The following is a 22,016-nucleotide window of genomic DNA, read 5'->3' as shown; positions in this document are numbered from 1 at the left end:
CAAAAAAAGAAAATAAAATACAATTTATGTATGGTAAATTGTGTATATACACATTTCTTATATTATAATTTTGTTAATAAAGGACTATTATGAAATTTAAGAGAACAAAATATTTGAATAAATTAATTTCTAAAATGCACAATAAGTTAATAAAAATCATAACAGGCCTGAAGCGTTGTGGTAAATCATATTTGTTTAATAACTTATTTAAAAAACACCTATTGGAATTAGGGGTTGATGAACAACATATCATCACAATAGATCTAGACAGCAGATTATTTATTAAATATCGAACTATTGAACAACTGGATGAGTACATTAATTCAAAAATTATTGATGATAAAATGCATTATGTATTAATTGATGAAATTCAAAAAATTAAAGACTTCCAAATATTATTAAATGCACTAAATAGTGAAAAAAATCTTGATGTTTATGTAACAGGTTCAAATGCTAAATTTTTATCGCATGATATTATTACTGAATTTAGAGGCAGAAGTGATCAAATTAAATTGCAACCATTAAGTTTTAGTGAAATATATCAAGCAAATCCTAATTGCGACAAAGTAGAATTACTAAATAATTACATGACATATGGCGGTTTACCTTATTTAAATGCTATGCCGCTAAGTGATGGCGAAAAAATGGATTTCTTAAAAAACATAATCAATGAAACTTATATCCCTGAAATTATTGAAAGAAATAAAATTAGAGATAGCAATAAAATTGATAATTTATTTCTATTGCTATCTAGCAACATTGCTTCACTAACAAATACATCAAGGCTAACTAATACATTTAATAGTAAATATACAACAAGTAAAATTGCAGAACACACATTGGATAATTACATAGAATACATTGCTAATTCGTTTATACTAGATAAAGTCGGCCGTTTTGATGTTAAAGGTAAAAAACATATAAATTCACTATTTAAATATTACTTCGAAGATTTAGGCATTAGAAATTCAATTATTGGTTTTAATATTTTTGATTATGGTCACTTACTTGAGAATTTAGTTTATAATGAACTTAAAAATAGAGGCTATGAAATTTCAATTGGGTCTATTGAAAAGTTTTCTAAAAACAAAGATAATAAAACAATTAGAAAAAACTATGAAATTGATTTTGTTTGTACAAAGCCAAACAGAAAAATCTATATTCAAGTAGCAGCAGAAATTGATCAGAGTGATAAATATATGCAAGAAATTGAATCTCTAAAAAGTGTTAAGGATGAATTTTTAAAAGTTTTAATAGTTGGCAAGAATTATCCAAAACACACAAGTGAAGATGGTATTCTAATAATTAGCATTTTTGATTTTCTTCTTGATGATAACTGCTTTAATTATTGGCTTTAGAATCAAGATAAGACGATTATTTAAAAACAAAGAAAAAAAAGAGTTGATATGAAAAATTATGAATTTGTACCTAAAAATCAAGTTAGATCTCTAATTAACAATTTACTAAGAGTTATAAAACTAGTTCAAAAGGAACTTAAAGGAAAACTAGACTTTAGTCATCGATTTGAAGGGCCACTAGCACATAATATGATTTTATGTGATTATGAAAACAACCTAGGTTATGAATTTGATATTGATTTGATATTAGATTTTAAAAACGGAAACAAATATGATCCAAAAGAAACAAAAGTAACATTAATGGAATTATTCAATAAGTATGGATCTCAATTAAAATTTTCACGTTGCAAAAACGAAAAAAGGTTCTTTAGAATGGAAATTAATGATGAAGACCATAGAGAAATGATACACAAAATTAATTTCAGAATTAAGTTTGTCCATAAGGATAAGATTGAACAATATATTGATTACAATAGTAAAAATGCCAATTATTTTTGAGAGTTCTGACCTATCCATCTTTTAAGTGTTGAGGATCAATATAGATGGTGTGCAGATAATAATTTGGAAATGCATATAAGACAGACATACTTAGTTACTAAAAACAATGAAACAAGAAAGATTTCGTCATATTCACAATTTGCTGAAAGTGTCAACACTGTTCATATTGTTTATAACAAAGACGCTAAATAAAAACAAACTAGTTTTAACAAATTGGAACTAGTTTGTTTTTAGTTGATCACCGATAAAGTAGTCTTGGAAAAATGACTCCTTAGATTTGATTGCTCAAATAACAGTCTTTTCATTTAATTCATCTATATTTGCATCTTTATAGTCAAAATTTTCAACATTAATATCAGTGTACAATTCCTTATTCTCACGTTCTTTATTAAGCTCAGAATATTTTTCAGGAATGTTAAGACTATTAGATGTCCAAAAAACATTCTTAGCTGATTGTGCCATTTCCTTAGTTAATTCAAAGAATTCATCGTCACTTAATTTACCAAGATTGTTTCATACTTTTAAATCTTCATTACTTGGTCATTTATATAGTATTGGTTCAAAAATAGGTAGTTCACCATCTCAATTTTTGCTTGTTGGTATAAAGCAGTATTCATATGTGTCCAAAAATCCATAGTATTTTGCCTCGAGAACTTTAAAGTAGTATTTATCTAATATTAGATCGTCCTTACTAATTTCTTGATCTTCATAAATATTGTTAACTATTAGATTTAGTTCAATATAATCACCTTCATATTGATCATAAATTAGAAAAATATGGTCTTTAATATTTGGTAAAACATGCTCAAGGCTTTTCTTTGGCGAACGTTTATTGTCCCTTTTTCAACCTCAAATATAACGAGGTTCATATTCATAAGTTAATCATTTTTCTTTATTTTTTCAACTTCTTTTAAATTCTTTGATTTCATTTTTAGTTCTATAAGGCTTATCAAAAGCTCTTCAAGCATCTTCATAAGTTCTTTTAACTAAAAATAAAAGTTTATCTCCAATAAAATTCAACCTAAATGATGATGCTGCTATTAGTGCAAAATCCATAATATTAACATCAGCGTTAATTAAAAAATTTCTTCTTGGTGAATCTTTACATTCTCTTTTGCTATCACTAACAAATGCTTCTATTTCATATAATTTCATTTTCATATTAATACCTCAATTTAGATAAGTAATTTAATTTTAATATATTAATTACTAAATACATAATGTTTATTAAAAATAATTATTATTTTTTAGTTGAAAAAGTAAGCAAAAGACTAAAAAGCCTGTTTTATAGTTCTTTTGGTAAAACAGAAATTTTATTTTTATATTTTTAAGGTACTAAATTTTATAAAATCATTTTATGTAAAAGCTTTAATTTTATGCTCTATTAGTGGCATAAAATGGTAAAATTATTTTAATTAAAAATTAGTAAATGTGCATTAAGGAAAACATGAAAAAAACTAGCAGATTTTTATTAGGTTCAAACTTAACAATTGCTTCAGGTTCACTTTTAAGTGTTCTTTGTGCAACAAGTTGTACAAAAGAAGAATATTCAAATATCAATCTTGAAGAAGTTAAAGAAAAATTTGATAAATTAGATGAAAAATTTCCTGCTATGAAGCATATTTTGTCATTTAGTTACGGAGATTTTTATGATAATTGATATGAAAAAATAGAAAAAAATATAGCAGAATTTAAAAGTGATTATTCACAACCTAATCCAGATAAGAGATATTTATCACTACTTTATGATGTAACTATTAAATCAATTAATTTTCATGAGCATTCCATTATTATTGATAACTATATAGATTTGGTTCAAAGATACTATAAAGATATAAAAAAATACCCGCTTTTATTTGATTCAATTGTTTACGATTGAAGAAAATATCGTTCATTTGAAGAATTCGATTATGTTTCATGTAAGAAATTAGAAATCCTTGATAAGGTACAAAAAATAAAAGAAGTTTCAGTTGAAAAATTTTTTGATTGAATAAATAATAAAAGTATGTCATCAGCAAATAAAATAAAAGCAAAAGTTGATGATGCTATTGATAAAGCAAGAAAAATAAGACAACCGCACACGGCCGAAATAATAAAGATTTTATATGGAAATTTTTATGAAAGATTTTATAAAACTAAAATTAAAACCCACAGGGAATATAGAGATGCAATCATCTGTTTTGGTCACTTACAAAGCGAAATAGATAGAATTGTTAAAAGGTACAATGATTGAAAACAATCATAACCAATATTAAAATTTATCTAAAACACTTATGTTAGAGGCAAATAATAAAATGGCATTAAGGAATATATGAAAAAAACTAGCAAATTTTTATTAGGTTCAAACTTAACTATTGCTTCAGGTTCACTTTTAAGTGTTCTTTGTGCAACAAGTTGTACTGATTCTAGAATTGATTTAGAACCCACAATTAATAAAATGAAAAAATTGGAAGAAAAATGAACTTCACTAAAAGAAGTTTTAACTTATATGGCAGATGACAATTACACAGATTGATATGCAAAAATTGAAAAATTAATTAATGAATTTAATGATACATATCATGCACCTAAAAAAGGTAAAAGATATTTAGTAAAATTATACAATGTTGTTGAAGAGAGTTGTAATCACGAGAATATTTCATCATATTTCGATAAATACATTGATTTAGTTAAATACTATGTAGATTCGCTTAAAAAATATCCTGATTTAGTTTTAGATGTTGGCAATAGTGAAACATGAAAAGTTTTTCAAAATGTTGATTTTTCTTCATATAAAAATTTAAATAATCTTGATAAAGCACACATCGTAAAAAAAGTATCAGTCAAAAAAATAGTTGAATGATTTGCTAGTAGAAATAAAAATGACAATTGGAGATTTAAACAAAGAGCTGAGAAGATACTTAATGCATTAAAAACAAGGTTGGCCATAAAACATAGACTCATTAATAATTATTGCAATAATTTTACTGATTTATATCGTGATAAGCAAATCCGTGACCTAAATGATATTAGATCAATATTAGAATTTTATGGTCGATTAACAGCAGAATTCAAAAGATTAGAAAGAGAATTAAATATATAGTTATATTAAAGGAAGAAATGCGAAAAAGTAATAAAAATGATAAACAAGTGAAAGAAAACAAATTTAAAAAATTTTGAGAAGAATGATCAATTTTTCCAAAATGAACAATAAGAAAAATTTGTTTTGTTGGAATATTAATTGCAATCTCGGTTGTATTTTTGGTTATTGCAACTTCTCTTGTTCCTGTTGCATCAATACCAACATATAAAATAAGTTTTATAGGTCTTCCTATCAAAATTAGTGGTTTTATTTTTGGACCATTAATTGGTGGAATTGTTGGTTTAATAAGCGATTTGTTGTCATTTTTATTTGTGCCATCATTTTATAATCCGCTTTACACATTAGCAACCATGGTTGATGGAATTATTGCAGGATTAATTGGTTTCTTATTTGTTAAATTATTTCGTTATTATTTTGGCGGTGAGTTTCAAGATAATGTTTATGAGAGCAAAATTTGAAAACTTAGTAAGCAAATTGATAAGTTAAAATTAAACCTATCCAATGAAAAGAAAATTATAAAATTGGAAAATAAAATTATTCTTGCACAAGAAAAACGTAAAAGTATTCGTATCAACGGGACAGCAAATATTTTATTAAATATTAACCTTTTTGTAGCATTAGTTCTATTAGCACTTTTTTCATTATTTATCTTCTGACTTGTTGCCTTTGTTATACCAGAAAATATTATTAAAAAAGGCGTTATTCCAAATAAGTGAGGTCTATTAGCAACAATGCTTTCTGGTTATACATTAATGTTTTTCTTTATTATTATTGCAAGGTTTAAAATGAAACCATCAAATTATTTAGTTATTGTCCCTATTATCATATTTTCAGCTTTAATTGAATTAATTAATGTACCATTATTATCATTTGCTGATCAGCAATCATTACAAAAACCAGGTGAAAGCAACATCTTTGTATTTGTCTTCAACCATATTTTATTTAGCCCAGTTAAAATTTGGTTTAATATGTTTATAATTTACTTTACATATAACATTATTGCTCCTCTTATTAACAAAAATAACAATATAGCTTATTAGTAGTCTAAGCAACCATATAGTTGGTTGTTTTTTGTTATTGGCTTTTTTATACCTAATTTAGCCAAATTGAATTATTCTAAAAACATTTTCACTTTAATATAGGAGCATAAGATAAATTAATAAAAAAATTCTTTATTTTAAATTATAATTACTTTAATAAGTTTTATAAGTCTTTGGAGGTTAAATGAAGACGATGTTAAGCATTGTGCTTGAATATACTTCTGAAAAATGTCAAGGTGGAAAGTTTGTTAAATTCAACGACATTTTTAAAGAAGTTAGAACAAGTTTGAGCGAAAAATGATCAGTTGAAGCAGCAACAAAAGAAATTGATTTCAAAGATCTAGAAGTAGAAAAAAAGGGCGAATTATATCGTTTGCTAACTGTTGATTCTCGTTTTGTTCACAAAGGTAATAATGAGTGAACAACAAGAAGCGGTTTTGAAATGGACAAATAATTTTTAGGAGAAGAAAATGAAATTAACAAATGCATCAAGTATGCTTAAGAAAGCAAAAAAAGGCAAATATGCTATTCCTCACATCAACATTAATAATCTTGAGTGAGCCAAAGCTGTTCTATTAACAGCACAAGAGGAAAAATCACCAGTTATTATTGCAACAAGTGAAGGCGCAATTAAATATATGGGTGGTATGAACATTGTTGTAGGAATGGTTAATGGTATGATGAAGGACTACAACATAAGCGTTCCTGTTGCTCTTCACTTAGACCACGGAACATATGAAGGTGCTAAAAAAGCTATTAAAGCTGGTTACACATCAATTATGTTCGATGGTTCACACTTACCATATGAAGAAAACTTAGAAAAGACAAAAGAATTAGTTAAATTAGCTAAAAAAGCCAATATGTCTATGGAAGCAGAAGTTGGAACAATTGGCGGCGAAGAAGATGGTATTGTTGGCAATGGAGAATTTGCTGATCCAGAAGAAGCAAAAGAAATGGCTCAAACAGGTATTGATGTTTTAGCAGCCGGGATTGGTAATATTCATGGACCTTACCCTGAAAGTTGAGAATCACTTAATTTTGACAAGTTAGTTGAAATAAGCAATGCTGCAAAAATCGGGATTGTTCTACACGGTGGTTCAGGTATTCCAGCCGACCAAATTTCTAAGGCTATTAGTTTAGGTGTAACCAAAATTAATGTTAATACTGAATTACAACAAGCAAATCACAAAGCTTTAAGAGCCTACATTGAATCAGGTGAAGATCTTAAGGGAAAAAACTTTGATCCACGTAAACTTTATGCATCAGGTTATAAAGCAATGTGTGAAACAGTAAGAGAAAAAATTAGACAATTTGGTTCAAATGATAAAGCTTAATAATTAGTATTAAGAGGTTTTAAAAACCTCTTTTATTTTTCTTTTTTGATCACTTTTTTTAAAAAAACGGCTAGGTTAATATATGAAGAAGATTTTAAAACTAGTTCCTTTTATCTTAATTCCATTAACAAATTTGAGTTTACTAAGTTGTCAAAGTGCAATTATTGACCCACAATTAAATCAAACATTCAACATAAATTGATACTATGAGGTTAGTGATGGAGACACTTTCTATTTTACCAATGATACTATAAAACAAGGGGTTAGGTTATTTGGTGTAGATACTCCTGAAACATATAAAAATAATAAACAAAAGTTAGCTAAACTTGAGAATTATTATGGTCAAAAAGCAAAAGCTTATCTTAATAAGTCGACTTATCAAAGGAATGTTAAGATTCAATACATCACAAAAGATAAATATAATCGATGAGTTTGTAAGGTTTATGATGACAAAGGTGAGGACCTTGCACTTAAATTAATTGAACGTGGCCTAGCTCGTGTTTCCTATATTTCAATTGACCACCGTGACAAATATTACTGAGTAAACAATAAACAACAAAAGGAGTATTTTTGAAAACTAAATAAGGCTCAAAATGAGGCACAAAGAAACAAGCTGGGGTTTTGAAATGAGAAGGATATAAACCTTGTTTTTAGCAAAAATTAAAAATACGCATTTCTGCGTATTTAAGAGTGAAATTAAGCAACAAATTCTGTAATACTTTCGTTTTCAACAACCAAGAAACGATCACCTTTTTTAACACCATAAGGTTTAAGAGCAGCAATAGCTTTTGATTTGTCTTTCTTAATTTTTGTGAACAATTCAATTGAGTCTAATGAAACTCAAACACTAGATGTAACACCAAAGCCACCAATTAATTTTTCATCGTTTATAATTCCAATAATTGATGTGTTTGGTCTAAATTTAGCAACTTCACTTAATAATTCACCTGTTCTTGAAAGAACAACAGCAAATTTGTAGTCACCATAACGTGTTCTGTTAGCAACATCATAAGCAATTCTTGAACGTTTTGAACTTGAAGAGTTTTTTCTAACTTCTTCTAATTGAACGTCGTAGTAATTTTTGTTGTAGAATTCTCTTTCAGCACGTCTATTAATTTTTGACATAACTGTAACAGCTTCTAATGGATAGTTACCTGATGCACTTTCACCTGAAAGCATTGTTGAGTCTGAACCCATTTCTGTTGCATAATAAACGTCGGTTACTTCAGCACGTGTTGGATGAGGCGAGTTTTCCATTGAGTCAAGCATTTGAGTAGCAATAACAACTGGCTTACCTGCTTCACGACATTTTCTGATCATTATTTTTTCATAGTAAGGAACATCATAGTAAGGAATTTCAAGACCTAAGTCACCACGAGCAACCATAATACCATTTGATGCTTCAATAATTTCATCAATATTCTTGATACCTAAGTGGCTTTCTATTTTTGAAATAATTTTAACGTGTTTTCCACCGTTTTCATCTAATAATTTACGTAATTCTTGAACGTTTTTAGCTGAGTTAACAAATGAAGCTGCTACATAGTTAATACCTACTTTAATTCCAAATTTAACATCTTCGATGTCTTTTTCTGCTAAAAATGGTAGTGAGAAGTCAACACCTGGTAAGTTAATACGCTTATTAGTTTTTAGTAAGTGTCTATTAAGTGTTTTAACAATAACATAGCCATTCTTTTTGTCAACTTTTGTAACAACTGTTGTAAGTTTACCATCATCAAATAAAACACGGTTTCCAACAGTTAAGTCTTGTGCCATGTCATATGCTACTGTTAATTCATCTTCTGTGCCTTCAACAGTTTCATATTTTTCTTTTGTTGTTCAAACTTTAATTTCCTTGTCAATAGGAATCTCTTGTTTACCATCTTTCATTTTTCCTAAGCGAATTTCTGGACCTTTTGTATCTAACATTAGAGAAATTGGAAGATGTAAGTCTTTTGAAATTTTTTGAGCAAGAACAAATTTGTTTAATTGTTCTGCATGGTCACCGTGACTAAAGTTAGCACGAACACAGGTAGCACCTGCTTCAATTAATGAACGAAGCATATTGTAGTTATCACTTGATGGACCTACAGTAATAACCAATTTGCTTCTTTTATCAGTAATGTTCATTTTTCTCCTTAATTAAAATAAACTTGTATGTATATTTACAATACTAATTAATATTTTATATTAAAATATCGAATTAAATAACATATTATGGGTTTTAGACTAATATGAGCCATTTTTTTAAAGAAAAAAGAGCGTTTGCTCTTTTGATTATGTCTTCTTAAACCCTGTAAGTTTTACTTCGCCAATAAATTCAGGGTTTGTGTTATACGATTCATATCTTTTATCTGGGCTTTTAGCCTTTATTCCAACATAGAAAGTAGCTTCTCCAGTTAATTCATCAAATTTTACTAATGGTTCACCTTTATATTTATCTTTTTCTTTTGAATAATCTTCTATTTGTTTTGTACAATAAAATAATTCATAAAGGCTACTATCTTTGAAACTAATCTTAAAGTCTAATTGAATTCTCTTGTAATAACCTCTACTTGCATTTTTATAAACACCAGAATTTTCTGAACTATTAATTACTCACTCAAGTGATGTAGCAGGTGTTTTGAAATCTATATGGTTAATTTGATCATTGCCAATAACTTTAATTTCAACATTGTCTTTTATTATCTTTTCAAGTTCAAAATATTTAATATTAATTTCCTGCTTAAAAGGCTTTTGAAGATCAATTTTTCTTGATTTAATTAGTGATGTTCTATCATTATCATTTTTTGGTGCTTCGGCTTCAGGGACTATTTTATAGGCATAAAAGTTCAAAATTAATGAGGTATCAGTCCCTTTTGTAAATCACAATCCACGCTTTGTGTCAATTTTATATTCCGGATTATTTGTTTTTTTGTTTAACTCCTCAGGTATATTGAAGAACTTTTTAATTTCTGCATAATTTTCTGCAATTCTTGCTTTATTACTATTAAAGTCACTTGAAAGGTCTTCTCTTGGAAGTGAGTTAAACAATTCATCAACTGTTTTTTTCTCTTTTTTGTAAAAAGTCTGTCTTAATTTTTCATTAACTTCCATTCTTCATGAATGAGGAACATTAACAGGGTTTATACTACTCTCATATACTTCTTTTTCAGTAATTTTTTTGAAACCATTTAAAACATATGTTTTTGAAATTCACTTATTAATTCTCTCACTAATATTTTTAGTTTTTCCATCTTTATTTTTTTCATCGCTTTTGTGTTCAAGGGAAACTGTTAGATAAAGAGTTCCGGTAAAATCATTTGCATGAGAGTGGTAAAAAATATTGTAATCATTATAAAATTTGTCAATTCTTTGCATCTTATTATTAATAAGTGAAAATAATTGATTTCTTAAAAATGCTTGCGGAGACAAATCATCATTCTTTAACCAGTTTTTTTCAACTTTTGATTCTAACTGAGCTCTTCAATAATTTTTTTCACTTTCATCTGTATTTCTTAATGTTGGTTCCTTACTACTCTCATATGTTTCATAGTAATAATAATTTGCATAAGTATATTCACTTGCTAGATGTTCAGCAATGTTGATTTTGTATTGAGGATCTTCAGGATTTGCTAATGAAAATTTGAAAGCATCTAATTGCTTTCTAATATCATTTGAATATTTATTTACTTTGTTCAATACATAAATCACTGCACCAATATTAGCAATTGTTCCAGCAATTGCGATTGAACTCAAAGCAATAGCCATTTTTTTCTTCATTATCTTCCTTATTAAATTAATATATGTAATTATACATTAATAATGAAATAAGACTAATCATAAAGCAAAGACTCTAGGTGAGTTATTAAGTCATTTAAATTTATAATTTTAATACTTGATATTAAAAATATATTAGTTGATTCTCTAATTGAGTTATTATCCAATTCATTATGTTTTTTAATGAGTGCCGACTTTTCTTTCTGATTTAGTTTATCAACTTTTGTGTAAACTATATCGTAATTTCACTTAAGTGAGTTGATAAAATTTAAAGTTTCAAAATCATTCTTTGTAAAACCAGTTCGGCTATCAATAAGCAAGAATATGTGTTTTGGGGATGGATCGTTTTTTAAAAAATCTCTAACAGCTAAATTCATTTTAACTATTTTATCTTTTGGCATTTCTGCATAGCCATATCCCGGTAAGTCTACAATGTATTTATTATTGTTATCAACAAAATAATTTATTAATTGAGTTCGACCTGGGTGTTTTGATACAAAAGATATATTTTGATTTGTAATTGAATTTAATAGTGAACTCTTGCCAACATTTGATCGACCTCAAAAACAAACTTGAATGCTATTCTTACAGTCAAGTCATTGTTTCTTATCAATTGCAGAAGTTACAAATTTTCACATTATTTTTTACCTAACTTTTGTTTGTGTCTTAGTAGCGTTGATGAGTAATCTATGTTTTCATAATCAGGCAATATTAAAATAGTTTCAAGATCCTTATTAAGTGAATTATTAGCAGCAGCAAGAACTAACTCATAGTTGTAATCTAAATTATTGCGAGCAGATCTAACTATGAAATTAGCACCATAATCCTTAGCAATTTGAGCTATCAAATTGTTTTCATTTTTTACCACAATGACTGTTTTATAGTCTTTTAAGGAATTTTTAACATTATTAAATCTTATATCAAGATTTTCTAAATTGTCTTTATCAGGGTTAATTGAAACAATGACAATTAGATTGTCAAAAAGTTTTAGTGCTTTCTCAACTACTGAAATATGTCCTTTATGTAAAGGATCAAAAGAACCTGGATAAATAGCTACCTTATGCATAATTATTTATACAACTCAATTGCATGTTTTGCAATTAGTAATTCTTCATTAGTTCTAATTACATAAACCTTAACATCGCTGTCTTTTGTTGAGATAAGGGCATATTCACCAATTTTTGAATTATTTAATTTGTCATCAATTTTGATTTTAGCAAAGTGCAACTTATCAATTACTCTTTGTCTCATTGAAGGAGTATTTTCTCCTACGCCAGCAGTAAAGACAATGGCATCAAGTTTGCTACCAATTTTGTTTGCATAAAGTGCTGTAAAATCAGCAATTTTTTGTGCATATAGCTCAAAAGCAAATTCAGCTCTTTTATTCTTTTCTTCAATAGCTTTTGTTATATCACGAACATCACTTGAGATTCCAGAAACACCTAAAAGCCCGCTTTTCTTGTTTAAATGTTCAGTTATTTCATGAATATTTAAACCAAGTTGTTCACTAATGAATTCATGAATTGATGGATCAATATCACCTGAACGAGAGCCCATCATAATTCCAGCAAGCGGTGTAAGGCCCATTGATGTATCAATTGATTTGTTATCCTTAATTGCACAAAGAGAAGCACCATTGCCAATATGTAAGTTAACTAAATTAACTTTTTGTTTTTTAAGTATTTCTTGTAATTTAAGTGTAATAAATTCATGACTAATTCCATGAGCACCAAAACGACGAATTTTTAATTCTTCGCTTCATTGATATGGAATTGGATAGATGGCATTGACATCTGGAATACTTGTATGGAATGCAGTATCAAAGTCAACACTCATTTTTGCATGTGGCATAACCTTTTTAAATGCTTTCATCGCTTGAACTGCACCAGGGTTGTGCAAAGGAGCATAAATTTTTGCTTTTTCAATTAAGTCTATTTCATTAGCATTTAATTTAACACTTGTTGTAAAATAAGGGCCACCATGTACCACTCTAAAACCAATAAGCTCAATTTCTTCAGGATTATCAATTAGTCCAATTTGCGACATTAAGTCTAAAATGTTCTCAACTGCAACAGTATGATTTGGCATTGTCACATCACGATTGAATGCTTGTGAATTGTATTTAATTGTTACTTTACCTTCACCAAGTGTAATTCTTTCAGCAATACCATTAGCAATAATTTGTAGTGTTCGCTTATCAAAAAGTGATAACTTAATTGAACTACTTCCTGCATTAATAACTAAAACTTTTTGTTTACTCATAATAACTCCTTATTTAACTGATTGTAATATTGTAATTAATATTGTGTTGACTACATCACTAACACTTGAACCTCTTGAAAGGTCATTAACTGGCATTTTGGTCCCAACAACTATTGGTCCAATAGCCCCATAACCACCTAACCTTTGAACTAATTTATATCCTATGTTACCAGCACCTAAGTCAGGGAAAATTAGTGTATTAGCCGGCTCATTATAATTTTCTAATTTGTATTTAGCTTTTCTAACTTCTAAGTCAAGAGCGGCGTCAAGTTGAATTTCACCAATAGCTTTTGTACCATTATAAATTGAATTAAATTCTTCTGTTGCTTTGTGAACCAATTCGCTTTCTGGTGTTTTTGCTGAATAGTTTGTTGAAAAACTCAAAAATGCCAATTTAGGATCATAACCCATACTTTGAGCAAATTCTGCTGCATTAAGACCAATTTCAACTAGTGAACTTTGGTCAGGTTTAACATTTACAGATATATCACTAAAGAAATAAGTATTTTTATTATTGTGAAGAACCATAACTGATGAAATGGTTTTTATACCTTCTTTTGAACCAATTGCCTTAAAAGCTGCTCTTAATATATCTGCTGTTGAATAATTAAGGCCACCAACTACACCATCTGCTTGTCCTGTCGCTAAGAGCATCATTGCATAAAAAGGTCGACTTTGTAAACTTTTTTGAGCTTGTTCAATAGACTCCTTACCTTTTCGCAGTTCAAAATATTTTTGTGCAAGTTGATCTTGAAGTTGTTTATCTTTGTTAATGTCTATAACTTTTGCACTTGTTTGAAGATTAACATCATTCTCTGTTAAAAGTGTGATTTCAATGTTCTTAAATTTTTCAAGTTGTTTAACAGCTTCAAGTGCACGAGTATCATCACCATCAACAAAAATTATCCTTTTTGTAGTTTTTATTGCTTTAACTCTCTTTTCAATTAATGATGTGAATTTCATAATCTGCCTCCAAAAACTCTAATTTATATTTAATAAATATTACTAGATTTAATATTAAATAATTTAAAATGCAAATTTTACCTTAAAAATAAAAAAGAACCATTAGGTTCAATTTAAGAATTAAAGTCTATGAACATGAATAATTGATTTAGCCAAGTTGCTAAATAGCGACACAATTGTCATTGGTCCAACTCCACCAGGAACAGGTGCAAATGCACTGAGATGATTTGGCATTGTTTCAATGTCAACATCACCGTAAAGCACTTTTTGACCATCTTCCTCAACTCAGTTAGCACCAACATCAATTACTACTGCCCCCTCTTTAACATTAGCCTTTTTGAGTAGTTTAGCTTCACCTGCGGCAACAACAACAATGTCGGCACTTTCAACACCTTTAATACCTGTGTTTCTATTGTAGGTTGAAACATTGCAACCTTCTTGTTTAAGTAAGAAAGCAGTTGGTTTACCAACTAAAATTGAACGCCCGATAACTGCAACACGTTTTTCATAAAGTTCAACCTTGTAACTATGTAAAAGGTCTAATATCCCAAGAGCAGTTGCTGGAACCAATGTAAAATCATCTGTTTGATTATAGAAATTAAATGCATTTCTAGTACATAATCCATCAATGTCCTTTTCAATTCTGACACTGTCTAAGATAACTTGAGTAGCAGATTCTTTTGGTAAAGGAAGTTGAATAATAATACCATCAGCCTTTTCATTAATAACATCTAATTTTTTAAGAAGATCTTTTTGTCTAATATCTGCTGGAAAATGATGATGAATTGCTTCAACACCTAATTCTTCCGCCTTTTTCATTTTGTTTTTAATATATTGAGTTGAGGCAGGATTATCTCCAACTTGAATGATAGATAAAATTGGTTTACGCCCCAATTTTTCTCTTATGTCTTTGAATTGTACAATAAGTTCTTCTGTTCTTTTTTTTGCAAGACTTTTACCATCTAAGATTTTCATTCTAATTCCTCCTTGTATTTGTTGTATTCTTCTTGATATTTAGCTAATTTTTGCTTTTCTTCTTCCACTTTATTTGCAGGAGCTTTTGCTATAAAGTTTTGGTTATTTAAAATAGCATTTGAACGTTTTATTTCATTTTCGAGATGAGCAATTTTCTCATTTAATTTAGCAATATATAATTTTTTTTGTTCAGCAGATTCCTTAATATAAACATTAATGTTTCCATCAACAAATAAAGTATCTTTGTTTTGACTAATTTCACTGTTTGATAGTGCTTTTAGTGAATTTATAATAAATTCATTTTTCTCAATATTGCAATCATAGTAAAGAATTTCTTTCTTGCTTATATTGTTTTCTTCACGATATTTTCTCAATATATTAACTACTGAAATTATTTGGTCGATTTGTTCTAGGTTTTTTGCTTTCTGAATTTTTAAGTTGTTATATTCTTGCTCCAATAATTCCTTATTAAATAAAACTTTATATAAGTGGTCCGTAATAAATGGCAAGAATGGGTGAGCAATTAGAAGAAGATTTTTGAGATTTTCCAAAGCTGCATTTTTACTTGGCATTATTTTTAATAGTTCAACATACCATGAAGAAAAATCGTTGTATATAAATTTAGATAGTTCACTGCCGATTATAGTAAATTCATAATTTTGCATTGCTTTATCAACTTTCTTTTTAAGAGCAACCAATTTATTATGAATTCAAATATCAGCACTTGTTCTCTTATTTTCTTTATCATTTGGCAGTAGTTGAATATATCTTGCAATATTTCATAACTTGTTACATAAAGCTCATGCTGAATTAATTTTCTCACTTGAATAACGAATGTCCAAACCTGGACTAGTATTAGTAATCATAAATCATCTTAGAGCATCTGAACCATTTTCACTAATTACTTGAATTGGGTCAACACCATTGTTTGAAGACTTAGACATTTTTTTGCCAAATTCATCTCGAACTAAACCATGAATTAGTACTCTTTCAAAAGGTTTTATATCCATAAGTTCTAGTCCAAAAAAGTACATTCTAGCAACTCAGAAAAAGATAATATCATAACCGGTAACTAGCAGAGATGTTGGATAATATCTTTTTAATAGTGCACTTTGTTTTGGCCAACCTAAAAATGAAAAAGGTGCTATACCACTGCTAAACCATGTATCAAGTACATCTTCATCCTGAACTCAACTCTCTCCAGGTGATTCAATTTGAACTTTTATTTTGTCATCTTTATACCAAGCCGGTATTCTGTGTCCTCATCAAAGTTGTCGGCTTATTGTTCAATCATGAATGTTTTCCATTCATTTTTTAATAACATTAATAAATCTTTTTGGGTAGAAATTAACAGCATCCTTAGATTTAAGGTGGTTTAGAATATCATGGGCTAACTTGTTCATTTTAACAAATCATTGTGGCATAACAAGAATTTCTACAGGTGCGCCAGAACGCTCTGAATAACCAACATTTGAAGTTACTTTTTCGCTTTTAACTAGCAGATTATTCTCTTGTAAATATTGTGCTATCTTTTCACGTGCTTCTTGTCTATTTAGCCTGTGAAATTGGCTTTTTGGGCAATTTATTAGACCATCTTTATCGATTGTTTCTATAATTTCTAAATTATGTTTTTTGATAATATCTATATCAACCTCAGCATGTGCTGAAAGTTTCATCAATCCACTGCCAAATTTCATATCTGCATATTCATCAGCAATAAATGGAATAATTTGTTTTGTTAATGGATGTACTATTTTAATATCTTTATAATTCTTATATCTCTTATCTTTTGGATTATAAATAACAGCAACATCACTAAGCATTGTCTCAGTTCTAACTGTTGCAACAACAAAGTGTTCATCTGAATTTAAAATTGGATACTTAATATAATACATAACTTGCTCAGTCAGCTTGTTAATAACTTCAATATTACTTAAAGCGGTCTTTAAAACAGGATCTCAGTTAATTGCTTTAGTGCCTTTATAAATTAATCCTTTTTTATAAAGTGTAATAAATGTCTTTAAAACAGCTTGATTGCTTTGTTCATCCAAGGTGAAGCGTTCTTTTTCATAATCTAGAGCAAGCCCAAGTGATTGCCATTGTTTTCTAAACAATTGTGCATATTCTTCTTTTCATTCTCAAACTTTTTTTAAAAATTTTTCGCGACCTAAATCATGTCTATTAATACCTTCATTCTGATAAAGCATATTTTCAACTTTACTTTGTGTTGCTATACCTGCATGGTCCATTCCTGCAATATAAAAAGTATCAAAACCACTAAGTTTCTTATATCTTATTATTGTATCCTGAATATATGTGTCTAGAGCATGACCAATGTGTAGTTTACCTGTAACATTTGGTGGTGGTAAGAGTATAGTAAATGGTTTTTTACTCAAATCATGCTTGCTAAATATCTTTTTTTCTTTTCACTTCTTTGCAATATCACTCTCAATTAGTGAGTGGTCATAAATTTTTTCAAGCTCCATATTACTCCAATCCTTTTAGTTTCCTCTAAGAGCAAACTAAAAAAATGCGATTTTTGTACTAAATACGCACAATTTATATATTAATTATATTACAAAAGCACTATATTTTGGGCTAGTTAGTCAATTTGGAGACAAAAAAAGCAATATTTTAAGCAAAAATGATGCTTAATATTGCTTTTTGATTTGTTATTATTCAGTAACAGGGGTATAGGTTTTAATCTTATTAATCTTTTCTTGTGTATAGAAATCGTTTCATTTGTGGAATTCTATATCACTACTGTTCATTAGAGTGTATCCACCCATTGGTTCTCTTCAAATTGTTCCATATTGTCTCTTGAATTCAAAAGCTTGAAGAAATATATATCAGTCATAATACTTAATTTCTAATTTTTGTGAGTTTAAAACATTAGTAATTTCTATTTTATTGAACAAAGCTGTATATATATTATTCGAATTATTACTAAAATTATGTTGACTAAAAAGTGCATAATTAAATGGACCAGATGTTGAAATTATGTGCCCACTATTATATTTAACTGGTAGGTTTAATTCATCATGAACTACATTACTAATTATTCTATCACCTGAAGTGTTGACCTGAACTGAAAAATTAACACTTCGACACATTTGAGTTGCTCTATCTTCAAAACTTAAATTCCTTGTACGTTTCTCCATATGATTGCTTAAATCATGGCTATATTCAACATTCAGATATTTAGCAACGCCGGCTCTTTTAATGAATATTTTTCTTAAGAAAACTTGATTTGAATCTCCGCTTGTTGGAATATCAACATTGATTGATTGTAATTCTTGGGCTTGCATCGAATTTAATATCATAAGCATATTAGCATATGTTATTTTTGCTAACATATCAACAAATAATTCAAATCGTTTATTGTATTCAGTTTCATTTATTAATTTGTCAATTTCTTTAAGTGAATTTAACCACTCGCTAGTTCATTTATACTCTTTACTTAATAGTGTAAAAAATGCATTTAAGATAAATAAGCTACTGTTTTCTTCCATTTTTAAAATTGAACTTTCAACACTATATCCTATTTCATCACGATTAAGGTTTACATCATCAGAAAAAAGTCAATTGCTTTGTGTATTTATATGACCTCAATTTTCATCAGTGCTTTTACCTCCAGCATTTAATAATAAAGAATTAAGGTCTTTATTTTTGTTTTGTAACCCATAAAAAATATTGTCAAATCCGTATCGTCTATATAAATCTGGTTTAAAATCTGGTCTTAAACTACCTTGTAATACGTGTTTAGCATCTTCCATTGCTTTAGATTTATTTGCATATTCAACATCTCCACGAGATAAAATATTCACTGTATCATAAGTAAATTTTTGATTATAACGATCTCAATTATATTTTGGAGCTTCAAAGTTGTACATCTTGTTGTATCCAAATTGATTTACAAGAATGTTGTAAAGGTTTTTAACAAAGGAAACTAATAATGTTTTTTCATCTCTTGCGAATTTACTATATTCACTCGCAAAAGATTCCTGAGATCATAAAATAGTTTTATCTTCAATTTTTTTGTAGATTAATTCCATTTCATCATCAATGAATTTTTGTTGCCACTGAATAATTTCATTTACTTTATCATATGTATGTCTAGCATCAGGGTGTCTAAATTTCTTAAATTCTTCATCAATTGAGGATTTGTGCTTTAAATATTCATCATATGACTTAAATACTTTAACTCACTCCTTTAGGAATGTTTCTTTTAATAATTTAGCGTCATTACTGCTTTTTGCCAAAAAGTTTGCCTTACTATTTACATCAATGTAATCTTCTTTTGCATAATTAAGTATTTTATTGAGAACTTCTGTATTTTTACTTTGGTTTTGGTGTTCCTTACTTCCAAGTTCCCTTAATTGTTCAACATGATCAGATGCATTATTTAAATAATTTTTGTATTCAATTTGTAATGTAGATAATTCAGTTACTTTATTATTAAGTTCATCAACTGTATTAAATAAAGTTATATATGAATTTTTAACATCGTTGATATCAGCATTTCACTCTATTGAATTAGTAGCTTGAATTTTATTATTGATAGTTTCTAAATTATCTTTAATTGCAACTGTGTCGCTTAATTGACTAAAAGGTCTAAAGTTCTCTAGTTTTGCACTGTCAAGTTCCAATTTTGGTGCTAATTGTGAAGGATTGACATTTGTATTAATTGTTTCTTTAATTATGTTGATATTATTTGCATCACTAGTTATCAACTCATTTAGATAAGAAATATTGGTAAAGAACTCATCCACATTTTTAGATGCTTTAAGTTTGCTCAAGTCATCCTTAGCAATTAAGTTTTTATTTAGTGCTTCTTGGTCTTCTAGTTTTGAATATGAAAAACCAAATAATTTAAAGTTAGTTAATGTTGCTTTTCTAACTCCAAGCATTTCATTATATGTTTTAATTCTTTCTAAACCATAACCAAATTTTTCTTCAATTTTAGTTTTTAATTGAAGAAGGTTATTTTTTGCAGTGGCAAATTGATCTATTAATGAATTTCTTTGGCTTATATATTCATCTTTTGTATATTCGTCAAAGTTTAAATCATTAGTATTTGCAAAAGTGTCAATTTCTTGTCATAGTGTTTCAAGTTTAATACTCTTCATTGTTTCACTAACATTTTTATCTAAACTTTTAATTTTAGATTTTAATTCATTTGTAATAAATGAAGCAAAAAGTGAATTAAGTGATTTTTCACTATTATTTAGGTTAATAAGTTGAGTAAGTAGTTCAAAAAGTGAATCCATATTTGAAAATGTTATTAAAGGCAATTTTGATTTAAATTCATTTGCAGAATTAAATAATGAATTGTAAGATTCACTTTTAGCACTTAAGTCGAGTAAACTTGAAGAACTTAAAAAATTATTGGTTTCAAATTTATTTTTTAATTGTTCAATTGAATTTGCTATAAAAGGTGCAACTTCATTTTTAATTTTTTTGGCAAAAGTTGAAACATTTTCTCAACCTTCAAAGAATTTGTTAATAAATAATTGTCTTTTATTTAAGTATTCATCACCGATTTTTAGTGAAGAGAGATTCACTTTGTCGCTTGAAGCAAATTCATTTATTTTTGTCCAATCATTATTAAGACCAAAAAACTTATTTAACATAGTTAAATCAGTATTATTAAAAGTTTTAATTTTTTCTTTGATTTGAACATTTTCAAAATTTTGAAGTTCAATATTAAGACTTTTATCATTTGCAAAAATTTGTGTTGCTTTTGAAATTAGAGATCCAAATTTTTCAAAATTTATTAATGCAGTATTCTTAATTATATTTTCACATTCATCATTTAATGCAAACATATTTTCGTATTCAACTTTTTTATTATTTACATTTAAAAAGCTTGAAATTTCTAGGATTTTAGTCGAGTCTATTTTTGCTTTAAGTGGATTAATTAAATTGGATACTGTGGTTTGGATTTCGGCACTTAAAAGACCGATATTATTATTAGCAATATTTAATTGATTTAGAATTTCAGCTCTTGTTATAGACGCATTTCTTTTAACTATACCTTCATTAGTGAAATATTTTTCAATTATGTTTCTAATATCTTGCATATTTGTGCTTGATATTGTTGATATATTCTCAATATTTTTTAACTCTTCACTTTTAAGAATTCACTCAACTACTGAAGAATCTTGATCTTTTTTAGTTAACTTACCTAAAACTTCATCATTAAAAAGTTTCTTATCTTCACTAAGTAATTTGAGTCCGCTTAAAACATATTGTTTGTTAATTTCACTTTTGCCATCTCTTACAACTAAATTTGCCTTTTGAGATTTATATTCATTTAGCGTAGTTTCTAATGCGCTAAATTTTGTATCTTTATCAACAACTGAATTAATTAGTAAATCATTGTTATCTTTTAGTGAAATTAATTCACTTGACAATTTTGCAACTTCTTCAAAATACTTAATTAATCATTCATTTGATGAAAGAAGTTCATTAGTTGTTCTTTCAGCGTTTTTAACAGTTTTATTAAAGAAGATCATTTCAGTGTAATTTGATTTATTTCTTAAATATGTAATATTTCCTGGATGATGACCTATTTTATATTTTGTATATTTCTTTAATTTTTCTTCTAGTTCATTATAAATTTTTTTGTTGATTGTAATTTGATCCTTATATTTTCCTAAGAGAGTATTTAATTCATTTTTAACATCTTCTTCAAGTGTTTGTCCACTAAGAATTTCAATTATACTGTCATGTTTAATTTGGA

General features: G+C 27.8%; 18 protein-coding genes. 8 read left to right on the top strand and 10 right to left on the bottom strand.

Annotation, left to right across the window (positions count from 1 at the left end; genetic code table 4):
* Nucleotides 1–89: 89 nt before the first annotated feature.
* Both NPA07_RS04635 and NPA07_RS04630 read left to right on the top strand, forming a co-directional pair.
* A complete protein-coding gene (locus tag NPA07_RS04635) occupies nt 90–1,358 on the top strand; it encodes an ATP-binding protein (protein WP_126118334.1) in 1,269 nt (422 codons plus the stop codon).
* Between the two features lie 48 nt (nt 1,359–1,406).
* The gene (locus NPA07_RS04630; protein WP_126118335.1) at nt 1,407–2,048 is read left to right on the top strand and encodes a hypothetical protein; all 642 of its coding nucleotides are present in this window, start codon (nt 1,407–1,409) and stop codon (nt 2,046–2,048) included.
* A 27-nt stretch (nt 2,049–2,075) separates the two neighbouring features.
* Here NPA07_RS04630 and NPA07_RS04625 read toward each other — a convergent pair whose 3' ends face one another.
* Nucleotides 2,076–3,017 carry a hypothetical protein gene (locus NPA07_RS04625; protein ID WP_256553165.1) on the bottom strand — a complete coding sequence of 314 codons (942 nt, stop codon included), beginning with the start codon at nt 3,015–3,017 and terminating at the stop codon, nt 2,076–2,078.
* Between the two features lie 286 nt (nt 3,018–3,303).
* Between NPA07_RS04625 and NPA07_RS04620 the strand changes: the two genes are divergently transcribed.
* The 6 genes from NPA07_RS04620 (at nt 3,304) to NPA07_RS04595 (ending at nt 7,976) form a co-directional block, all read left to right on the top strand.
* The gene (locus NPA07_RS04620) at nt 3,304–4,101 is read left to right on the top strand and encodes a hypothetical protein (protein WP_126118337.1); all 798 of its coding nucleotides are present in this window, start codon (nt 3,304–3,306) and stop codon (nt 4,099–4,101) included.
* A 66-nt stretch (nt 4,102–4,167) separates the two neighbouring features.
* Nucleotides 4,168–4,938, top strand: coding sequence for a hypothetical protein (locus tag NPA07_RS04615; RefSeq protein WP_126118338.1), 771 nt, complete (start codon nt 4,168–4,170; stop codon nt 4,936–4,938).
* A gap of 17 nt (nt 4,939–4,955) precedes the next feature.
* Entirely contained in the window at nt 4,956–5,978 is a 1,023-nt protein-coding gene (locus NPA07_RS04610; RefSeq protein ID WP_126118339.1) for an ECF transporter S component, read from the top strand.
* Nucleotides 5,979–6,162: 184 nt separating this feature from the next.
* Nucleotides 6,163–6,432 carry a DNA-directed RNA polymerase subunit delta gene (gene rpoE / locus NPA07_RS04605; protein WP_126118340.1) on the top strand — a complete coding sequence of 90 codons (270 nt, stop codon included), beginning with the start codon at nt 6,163–6,165 and terminating at the stop codon, nt 6,430–6,432.
* A gap of 16 nt (nt 6,433–6,448) precedes the next feature.
* Nucleotides 6,449–7,312: a class II fructose-1,6-bisphosphate aldolase gene (fba, locus tag NPA07_RS04600; RefSeq protein ID WP_126118341.1), complete on the top strand. Its 864-nt coding sequence runs from the start codon at nt 6,449–6,451 to the stop codon at nt 7,310–7,312.
* Between the two features lie 82 nt (nt 7,313–7,394).
* Nucleotides 7,395–7,976, top strand: a complete 582-nt coding sequence (locus tag NPA07_RS04595; RefSeq protein ID WP_126118342.1) for a thermonuclease family protein — start codon at nt 7,395–7,397, stop codon at nt 7,974–7,976.
* Between the two features lie 32 nt (nt 7,977–8,008).
* Here NPA07_RS04595 and pyk read toward each other — a convergent pair whose 3' ends face one another.
* The 9 genes from pyk to NPA07_RS04550 form a co-directional block, all read right to left on the bottom strand.
* The gene (gene pyk / locus NPA07_RS04590; RefSeq protein WP_126118343.1) at nt 8,009–9,442 is read right to left on the bottom strand and encodes a pyruvate kinase; all 1,434 of its coding nucleotides are present in this window, start codon (nt 9,440–9,442) and stop codon (nt 8,009–8,011) included.
* A 147-nt stretch (nt 9,443–9,589) separates the two neighbouring features.
* Nucleotides 9,590–11,074 (bottom strand): MAG1430 family protein, encoded by a 1,485-nt coding sequence (locus tag NPA07_RS04585; protein WP_126118344.1) that lies wholly within the window; start codon nt 11,072–11,074, stop codon nt 9,590–9,592.
* 53 nt (nt 11,075–11,127) lie between these two features.
* Nucleotides 11,128–11,709, bottom strand: coding sequence for a ribosome biogenesis GTP-binding protein YihA/YsxC (gene yihA / locus NPA07_RS04580; RefSeq protein ID WP_126118345.1), 582 nt, complete (start codon nt 11,707–11,709; stop codon nt 11,128–11,130).
* Nucleotides 11,709–12,137, bottom strand: a complete 429-nt coding sequence (gene coaD, locus NPA07_RS04575) for a pantetheine-phosphate adenylyltransferase (RefSeq protein WP_126118346.1) — start codon at nt 12,135–12,137, stop codon at nt 11,709–11,711. Before coaD ends, yihA begins: the two co-directional genes overlap by 1 nt.
* A gap of 2 nt (nt 12,138–12,139) precedes the next feature.
* Nucleotides 12,140–13,333, bottom strand: a complete 1,194-nt coding sequence (locus NPA07_RS04570; protein WP_126118347.1) for an acetate/propionate family kinase — start codon at nt 13,331–13,333, stop codon at nt 12,140–12,142.
* 9 nt (nt 13,334–13,342) lie between these two features.
* Nucleotides 13,343–14,296 carry a phosphotransacetylase gene (locus NPA07_RS04565; RefSeq protein WP_126118348.1) on the bottom strand — a complete coding sequence of 318 codons (954 nt, stop codon included), beginning with the start codon at nt 14,294–14,296 and terminating at the stop codon, nt 13,343–13,345.
* Nucleotides 14,297–14,416: 120 nt separating this feature from the next.
* Nucleotides 14,417–15,271: a bifunctional 5,10-methylenetetrahydrofolate dehydrogenase/5,10-methenyltetrahydrofolate cyclohydrolase gene (locus NPA07_RS04560; RefSeq protein ID WP_126118349.1), complete on the bottom strand. Its 855-nt coding sequence runs from the start codon at nt 15,269–15,271 to the stop codon at nt 14,417–14,419.
* A complete protein-coding gene (locus NPA07_RS04555; protein ID WP_126118350.1) occupies nt 15,259–17,757 on the bottom strand; it encodes a valine--tRNA ligase in 2,499 nt (832 codons plus the stop codon). Before NPA07_RS04555 ends, NPA07_RS04560 begins: the two co-directional genes overlap by 13 nt.
* A 189-nt stretch (nt 17,758–17,946) precedes the next feature.
* Complete coding sequence (locus tag NPA07_RS04550; protein WP_126118351.1) at nt 17,947–21,789, bottom strand: hypothetical protein; 3,843 nt, start codon at nt 21,787–21,789, stop codon at nt 17,947–17,949.
* Between the last annotated feature and the right edge of the window lie 227 nt (nt 21,790–22,016).

Source organism: Mycoplasmopsis caviae, from assembly GCF_024498215.1.
GTDB lineage: Bacteria > Bacillota_I > Bacilli_A > Mycoplasmatales > Metamycoplasmataceae > Mycoplasmopsis > Mycoplasmopsis caviae.
This window is presented reverse-complemented; position numbering and strand designations above follow the sequence as displayed.